Annotated in this window: 6 protein-coding genes and 1 pseudogene; 5 read left to right on the top strand and 2 right to left on the bottom strand. The window is 41.1% G+C overall.

Annotated elements, in window-relative coordinates:
• The 3 genes and pseudogenes from B879_RS23285 to B879_RS19800 all read left to right on the top strand — a co-directional run.
• Positions 1 to 184: pseudogene (locus tag B879_RS23285) on the top strand (hypothetical protein); the annotation flags it as partial.
• 111 nt (positions 185 to 295) lie between these two features.
• Entirely contained in the window at positions 296 to 1,132 is an 837-nt protein-coding gene (locus B879_RS19805) for a ZIP family metal transporter (protein WP_009187007.1), read from the top strand.
• Positions 1,133 to 1,144: 12 nt separating this feature from the next.
• Entirely contained in the window at positions 1,145 to 2,914 is a 1,770-nt protein-coding gene (locus B879_RS19800; protein ID WP_009187006.1) for an SLC13 family permease, read from the top strand.
• A 3-nt stretch (positions 2,915 to 2,917) separates the two neighbouring features.
• Here B879_RS19800 and B879_RS19795 read toward each other — a convergent pair whose 3' ends face one another.
• Complete coding sequence (locus B879_RS19795) at positions 2,918 to 3,676, bottom strand: LOG family protein (protein ID WP_009187005.1); 759 nt, start codon at positions 3,674 to 3,676, stop codon at positions 2,918 to 2,920.
• A gap of 120 nt (positions 3,677 to 3,796) precedes the next feature.
• On the opposite strand from B879_RS19795, the gene B879_RS19790 reads away from it, so the two are divergent.
• Positions 3,797 to 4,714: a sugar phosphate isomerase/epimerase family protein gene (locus tag B879_RS19790; RefSeq protein ID WP_202949667.1), complete on the top strand. Its 918-nt coding sequence runs from the start codon at positions 3,797 to 3,799 to the stop codon at positions 4,712 to 4,714.
• Between the two features lie 548 nt (positions 4,715 to 5,262).
• Here B879_RS19790 and B879_RS19785 read toward each other — a convergent pair.
• Positions 5,263 to 6,177 (bottom strand): AraC family transcriptional regulator, encoded by a 915-nt coding sequence (locus tag B879_RS19785; RefSeq protein WP_009187003.1) that lies wholly within the window; start codon positions 6,175 to 6,177, stop codon positions 5,263 to 5,265.
• Positions 6,178 to 6,402: 225 nt separating this feature from the next.
• Here B879_RS19785 and B879_RS19780 point away from each other — a divergent pair, with 225 nt between their 5' ends.
• Positions 6,403 to 7,929, top strand: a complete 1,527-nt coding sequence (locus B879_RS19780) for an aldehyde dehydrogenase family protein (protein ID WP_009187002.1) — start codon at positions 6,403 to 6,405, stop codon at positions 7,927 to 7,929.
• Positions 7,930 to 7,969: the final 40 nt, after the last annotated feature.

Below are 7,969 nucleotides of genomic sequence, written 5' to 3'. Positions count from 1 at the left end.
CCATGGACTGGGTGTTGATTTACTAAAAACCAATTCCAATCCATTTGACAGTAAATTGTTGGCTTTACATGAAGCAGGTATAAACTTTATCGTTTGTGAAAACACCTTAAAACAAAGAAAATTAAAAAAGAAGCTTTTTTCGACTGGTCAGGTTTTGTACAATCGGGGATTGTTGAACTGGTGATCAAACAGGAGCAAGGCTGGGTTTATATCAAAGCAGGGGAATAAATCTAAACACAGTTTTTTTTGAATATCATGTAAAGTGCACGTAATTTATCAGATATTTACGTTGTCAATGCTTTTTATGATCGATTATTTACAAGAATTAGCCACAACTTTAGGCCCTGTCAAGTCGGCATTAGTAGCAACCCTTTTTACTTGGTTTATGACAGCATTAGGGGCCTCCGTCGTGTTTTTCTTTAAGCAGATTAACAGAGCAGTTTTTGACACCATGCTGGGCTTTACGGGAGGGGTGATGATGGCTGCAGCATTTTGGTCTTTATTGGCCCCCAGTTTGGATTATGCCAAAGATATGTATGAAGACTTCTTTTGGTTGCCGATTGCTGCAGGCTTTTTACTGGGAGGTTTATTTATTTTTTTAATTGACCGTTTTCTACCGCATTTGCATATCAATTTCGGGAAATCTGAAACGGAGGGTATTCAAACAGGTTGGCATAAATCCACTTTGTTGCTTTTGGCCATCACCTTGCACAATATTCCTGAGGGATTGGCCATCGGCATCTTATTTGGAAAAGCAGCAATGGGCATGGATGGCACAAGTTTAGCAGCTGCTGTAGCATTAACCATCGGAATTGGCATTCAAAATTTTCCGGAAGGCATGGCTGTTTCTATTCCAATCCGCAGAAGTGGGGCTTCAAGGTTCAAAAGTTTTTGGTTTGGCCAACTCTCTGCAACTGTAGAACCTATAGCTGGAGTCATCGGGGCCATTGCTGTATTGTATATGACCAACATCCTTCCTTATGCACTTTCCTTTGCTGCAGGCGCCATGATTTATGTGGTCGTAGAGGAAGTGATTCCGGAGACGCAAAGAGATAAATATACAGATTTAGCGGTATTAGGCTTCATGCTTGGTTTTGCACTGATGATGGTATTGGACACCGCACTGGGATGAAAACCATAGAAAATGGAAAAAGAAATCGTATTTGGCATTCTTTTATTGGCCCTGGGCCTTTTTGCCTGGGGTAAAATCCGCTATGACCTTGTCGCTCTCATCTGTTTACTTTTGCTGGTGCTTACCGGTCTGGTGCCAGCAGAAGAGTCATTTGTAGGCTTCTCCCATCCTGCAGTCATCACTGTTGCCATGATACTTGTAGTCAGCCATGGTCTTTCAAGATCCGGGTTAATAGAATGGATTGCCAAATGGATGATGGAAAAAGAATTAAGTTTTGGCCTTCAGCTTGCTGCCTTATGCCTGATGGTAAGCATGGCTTCTGCATTTATGAACAATGTAGGTGCTTTGGCCATGACCATTCCATTGGCCATACATATCGCCAACAAAAGCGGACATTCCCCATCCTCTTATCTGATGCCCATAGCATTTGCTTCCCTATTGGGCGGTATGACCACTTTAATCGGCACTCCTCCAAATATTATCATCTCCACTTTTCGATCCAGCCATTCAGGAGCTGATTTTGCTATGTTTGATTTCACCCCCGTAGGCATTGGACTTACCCTAATTGGTTTACTGTTTATTGTTTTGGGAGGTTGGAGATTGGTACCTAGAAGACTCCCGAAAGGTGATGAAAATGGAAAATTCAATATCGAGGAGTATATCACTGAAGTAGTGGTATCCGAGGATTCAAAATTGATAGATGAGCCCCGGAGTGCAATAATGAAAATCACAGAGGGAAACATCCAAGTGCTGAATATCATCAGGGGTTCCCAAATGACATTTGCCCCAAGCAAGCAATTCATTTTCAAAGAAAAAGACATCATCACTATACAAGGGGACCCATCAGATATCAAAGAATTCATCGATTCCTCCAAAACAAAGCTAGTGGGCAAAGAGAAAGCCGCGAAAAAAATAAAGGATGCAGGGGAAATTGTAATGGCTGAAGCGGTAGTCATGGGCAATTCAAAAATCATAGGAAGAACTGCTGCCAATATGAACCTAAGTTACCGCTATGGCGTCAACCTATTGGCCATTTCAAGAAGAAACCAAAAGATCAGAAAAAGGATTGATCAAGTAGCGTTCAAAGAAGGAGATGTGCTTTTATTACAAGGAGAAAGTGAAAAAATTGACGAAGCCTTGGACAATATGGGCTGCTTACCACTGGCAGATCGCGGAATCAACTTGGGTGAACCCAAGAAAATTTTACTCTCTTTGGGGATTTTCGCATTTTCTCTCCTCTTGATATTGTTTGGAGTATTACCAGTAGAATTGGCCTTTACTCTGGCAGCAGTATTGATCGTTTTGTTTAAAATTTTTCCGCTTAGAGAACTTTACACCGCCATTGATTGGCCTGTAATCGTGCTACTGGGCGCATTCTTACCCTTAGGCACTGCTTTGGAAACCTCAGGCGCAGCAAGCTGGATTTCTGAACAAATCCTTCACCTTCAGGACAATGTGCCCCATTGGTTTCTTCTTGGGCTGATTCTCGTTATTACAATGTTTCTATCCGATATCATCAACAATGCCGCTACTGTGGTGTTGATGGCTCCTATTGCACTGGGTGTAGCCAATGGCCTCGGGGTAAACTCCGATCCCTTTCTGATGGCTGTTGCCGTAGGTGGTTCATGTGCTTTCCTAACCCCCATAGGCCACCAAAGCAATGCCCTTGTTATGGGGCCTGGTGGCTACGCATTTACAGACTATCTTAGACTCGGGGCTCCTTTAGAAGTATTGATCGTTCTTCTCGGAACGCCCCTGATACTTTTTTTCTGGCCCTTATAAAACTCAAATGGAATCTTCACCCAAAATTGGGGATGGTTGTACAGGAGTTTCTCTTTTTAGTCCATAGCCTTCTATCGCAAATTTCCGGATATGCTGCTCCATCTCCTCTATGGAATCCGTAAGTAGAAAAAGATCCAGGTCTTTTTTGTCAATTGTCCCATATTCAGCCAAATGTTGAATGTACTCATACAGGCTTTGATGAAAATCAGAACACATCAATACAACGGGAAATCTTTTCATCACTTTGGTCTGAATCAAAGTTAGGGCCTCAAAGAACTCATCCAAAGTCCCAAATCCACCCGGCATTACTATAAAAGCAAAACTGTATTTTGACAATAATACTTTCCTTACAAAAAAATATTTGAAATTCATCCATTTATCCAAGTAGGGATTGGGGTGCTGCTCAAAAGGGAGGATAATATTGCATCCAATAGATTTGCCTCCCGCGTTTTTTGCTCCTCTGTTAGCCGCTTCCATGATACCGGGGCCTCCACCTGTCATCACTGCAAAGCCCATTTCACTGACCCTTTCTCCCACTTTTACACCAACCTGGTAGTATGGGTCACTTTCTTCAAATCTTGCTGAACCAAAAACAGTCACACAGGGGCCAATGAAATGTAACATCCTAAACCCCCTGATAAACTCTAACATGACTTTCACTACCATTTTAAACTCTTTCCATCGGGTCTGAGGTCCTGCAAAAAAGGCTTCCTCTTCGGGATTGACCAAAGGGGAAAATGATCTGGGTTTTTGTCTTAGCATAGCCTATAAAGTTAATTGAGGTTATAAAATTAAAGGATTTGCCTATAAAACGACAAAGAATAAGCCTTGAACATCGAGATTGGTATGAATTTGATTAATTTAAGGGGAAATTCCTGCAGCATGAACAGAAGATATTTCATCCAATCAAGCTCCCTTATTTTTATGTCTGCACTTAGCATGGGCCATATGCCTAATTTTTCATCTGAAAATAAACTGAGATTGGGAGGTCCGCTATTTAAAAATTACCAAGGTCCGGAAGAATGGGCGCAGACAGTAAAAGCTTATGGGTATTCCGCAGCTTATTGCCCAGTAGGATTGGATGCCAAAATGGATGATATCAAAAAATACGAACAGGAAGCCAAAAAACAGGATATCATTATCGCTGAAGTAGGCGCTTGGTCCAACCCCATCAGTCCTGACGATAAAACTGCAGCAGAAGCTTTTGAGAAGTGCACCCGATCACTGGACTTGGCAGACAAAATTGGGGCAAATTGCTGCGTCAACATTGCCGGATCAAAAAACTCAGAAAACTGGGCAGGACCCCATCCGGATAATTTTTCAGAGGAAACATTTGACCAAATCGTGGAAACCACCAGGAAAATTATCGATGAAGTAAAGCCATCAAGGACATTTTTCACGCTGGAAGCCATGCCCTGGATATTTCCCGAATCCCCAGACAGCTACCTGCGTTTGATCAAGTCTATTGACAGAAAAGCTTTTGCTGTTCACTTGGACCCTGTAAATATGGTTGTAAGCCCTGCTATTTTCTATCGAAATGGAGCGTTGATCAAGGAATGTTTCCAAAAATTGGGGCCCTATATCAAAAGTTGCCACGCCAAAGACCTTATCCTAAAAGAAAGGACCTATATGCCACAGTTTGATGAGGTAATTCCGGGAAGAGGTCATATGGATTACTCGGTTTTTCTCAGGGAGTTGAAAAAATATCCCTACATTCCTTTGATGATGGAACATTTGAATACGGAGGAGGAGTACAAGGAAGGGGCAGATTTCATCCTTAAAACAAATGAAAGCGTTTAATTAGGATTAACAGCTATCACCGATATGGAATAATGGCTGAAATTTGAAATAGTATAAATTCAGGTCGTTTTTTAAAATTTTATTCCGATAGGATAATAATCAGCCTTTCCATCCAATAAAAATTTGCTTTTGAATACTCATCATCAATTATTTCAGGTACAAACATCTGTTTTTTGTTAATTTCTTGAAATCAGGTTTAAAATTTAAGCCATTCATTAAAGTATTTTGTCAAAATCTAAAAAACCGGTTAAATTTTTTATCAAAAAAAAAGGAGTCTTTGTAAAAGACTCCAAATGTGGGTTTATTTGTAACTGACTACAGCCGTATAAACTTTGGTATTTCAAAGACTTTTTACATTTTTTCGCTACCAAAATTTTCTAAACATAAAAAATTATAATGAAATCCCCATAAAACTTTAAGAAAATTTTATTAACGGTTCAAGATTCTTAGCGCCTTACATAAATCGAAAAAACCTGAACACTAAACACTGTGTCTTAAATTTCCCTTTTCCCTTTTACCTTTTTCCTTTTACCTTGGCTCTTTTAGTTTTACCCCACCTGAAAAACCTTCGGCGTCACCCCAAATTCATTTTTGAATGCGCGGATAAAATACGTGGTGTTATTGAAACCTGACATAAAACAAACCTCCTGCACCTGGTAATCTCCTAATTGCAGGTATTGCTTCGCCAATTTCAATCGCTCTTTAAGGATAAACTCCATGGGAGACAGACCCAGCTCCACTTTGAAGGTCCTGGAAAAATGCGCTTTGCTCATACAGGCTTTTTCACTCAAACTTTCCAAAGTGAAATTTTCCCGAATATTATTTTTGATATAATCTACTACATAGGCCAGCCTGTTGGAGGTAGCCATGTGCTTATAAGACTTCTCTAACAACTCCCTTGCTTGCGTCTGGGTGAGCCTGATCAATAACTCCTTTAATGCAAATGAGGCAATCAGGTCCTTTTCTTTAGAGCGTTCTTTGACGCCAATGCGGATAAATCGGTTGATGATTTCAGATAAATCTTGGGTATTGATGAGGTGAAAGTAAGACAGGTCCAAGCCCCATTCCTTGGTCAATTCTTTATTGGGCAGTCTTTCATTGAGCAGGTTAAAGGTGTTTTCTATCATTTCCTTGGAAATGGAAAGCGCAATGCATTGGGTGGGATTGTCCATTTGAGCTTCGGGAAAGTCTATTTTCATCACCTCATTGGGCGGAACAATGACAGATTCACCCGGCAAATAATCAAACCCTGGTCTGTCAAAAAGATGCATCACTTTTTTCCCTTTCAGCATGGCAGTCAATACCAAGTCCCCAAAACACAGATTGACCGCTTCTGCCTTTTGATGGGTCTCAAAAATATTAAGCTCGCAGTTATTTAAGGTGTACGTAGTCCTATTCTCAACCAGTGTTCTCAGGTCACGCTCATTCCTCCAAGGTACACCTGCTATATAATGTGAATGCATCTAAATTATTTTGGGTTTTTTCTAAAATTACTAATAATGAGGGATTTAAGAAAATACTAATACCAGCAATTTGAAGGTACTGCTCAAATTAGGAAATCCATTGAAAAATCATTAAATTAATTGTCCTCTTCAAAATTGTCAAATCAGGTGGATGATAGGGCAATTCAGGTTGATTTTTTAAAAAAATTAACACAGAAATTTGAATAAATCCAAAATGACCAAATTATGACAACACTCACATTATCCCAGTCCAAACCAGTGGACAGACCAAAAATCAAACAAAAATATGACCATTTCATTGGCGGCAAATGGGTAGCACCTGCTTCTGGCGAATATTTTGACAACATTTCCCCAATCGATGGCAAGGCATTTTCCAAAGCGGCAAGAGGAAATAAGGAAGACATAGAAAAAGCTTTGGATGCAGCCCATGAAGCTTTCAAGTCATGGTCGAAGACTTCGGCGGCAGAAAGAAGTCGTGTCCTAAATAAGATTGCTGATATCATTGAAGAAAATCTGGAGATGTTGGCCCGAACCGAAACCATTGATAATGGTAAGGCACTGAGAGAGACGAGGGCAGCTGATTTACCATTGTGTGTAGATCACTTCCGATATTTTGCAGGCGTTATCCGAGCTGATGAAAGTACCATTTCTGAGCATGACGAGCATACCGTTAGTATTGCATTGTCAGAACCTCTTGGTGTGGTAGGTCAAATCATTCCCTGGAATTTCCCTTTATTGATGGCCACATGGAAAATTGCTCCTGCATTGGCAGCCGGCTGTTGTACGGTAGTCAAGCCAGCTGAGCAAACCCCTACCAGCATTATGGTATTAATGGAATTAATAGCAGATGTACTTCCTCCAGGAGTTTTAAACGTAGTGACGGGCTTTGGTCCTGAAGCAGGTAAGCCTTTGGCCACTTCTAAAAGGGTAGCTAAAGTAGCTTTTACAGGGGAAACCACCACAGGACGGTTGATCATGCAATATGCCTCAGAAAACCTTATCCCAGTGACCATGGAGTTGGGCGGTAAATCACCCAATATTTTCATGAAATCTGTGGCAGATGCAGATGATGAATTCTTCGATAAAGCAGTTGAAGGAGCCGTGATGTTTGCCCTGAATCAAGGAGAAGTATGTACCTGTCCTTCTAGAATCCTTGTTCATGAGGACATCTATGATAAATTCATGGAAAGGGTGATCGAGCGAACCAAAGCCATTAAAATGGGACACCCATTGGCAGAAGACACCATGATGGGCGCGCAGGCATCCAATGACCAATTTGAAAAAATCCTTTCCTATCTGGATATTGGAAAACAGGAAGGTGCAGAAGTCCTTTGCGGGGGTGACAAAGCTTCCCTTAATTCCGGATTGGAAACCGGCTACTATATTCAGCCTACCATTTTCAAAGGGCATAATAAAATGAGAATCTTCCAGGAGGAAATCTTCGGGCCTGTGACCTCGGTTACTACTTTCAAAACGGTAGAAGAAGCCATTGAAATAGCCAATGATACCATGTATGGATTGGGTGCCGGACTTTGGTCCAGAGATGCCCATGAGCTGTACCAAGTGCCAAGGGCCATTAAAGCTGGCCGTGTCTGGGTCAACTGCTATCACGCTTATCCTGCCCATGCGCCATTTGGAGGCTACAAGAAATCCGGTTTTGGACGGGAAAACCACCTGATGATGCTTAACCATTACAGGCAAACCAAAAATATGTTGATTTCTTACAGCAAGAATAAATTAGGATTCTTTTAAATAGAAGCGAGAAGCTGGATGCGAGAGATTAGATTATCAT

This window comes from Cecembia lonarensis LW9, from assembly GCF_000298295.1.
GTDB classification, from domain to species: domain Bacteria; phylum Bacteroidota; class Bacteroidia; order Cytophagales; family Cyclobacteriaceae; genus Cecembia; species Cecembia lonarensis.
Note: the sequence above shows the minus strand (reverse complement) of the source record. Positions and strands in the feature narration are given on the sequence as shown.

Coding starts and splice junctions, on each gene's coding strand:
- B879_RS19780 (WP_009187002.1), top strand. CDS start 6,403: ATGACAACACTCACATTATCCCAGTCCAAACCAGTGGACAGACCAAAA.
- B879_RS19805 (WP_009187007.1), top strand. CDS start 296: ATGCTTTTTATGATCGATTATTTACAAGAATTAGCCACAACTTTAGGC.
- B879_RS19795 (WP_009187005.1), bottom strand. CDS start 3,676: ATGCTAAGACAAAAACCCAGATCATTTTCCCCTTTGGTCAATCCCGAA.
- B879_RS19785 (WP_009187003.1), bottom strand. CDS start 6,177: ATGCATTCACATTATATAGCAGGTGTACCTTGGAGGAATGAGCGTGAC.
- B879_RS19800 (WP_009187006.1), top strand. CDS start 1,145: ATGGAAAAAGAAATCGTATTTGGCATTCTTTTATTGGCCCTGGGCCTT.
- B879_RS19790 (WP_202949667.1), top strand. CDS start 3,797: ATGAACAGAAGATATTTCATCCAATCAAGCTCCCTTATTTTTATGTCT.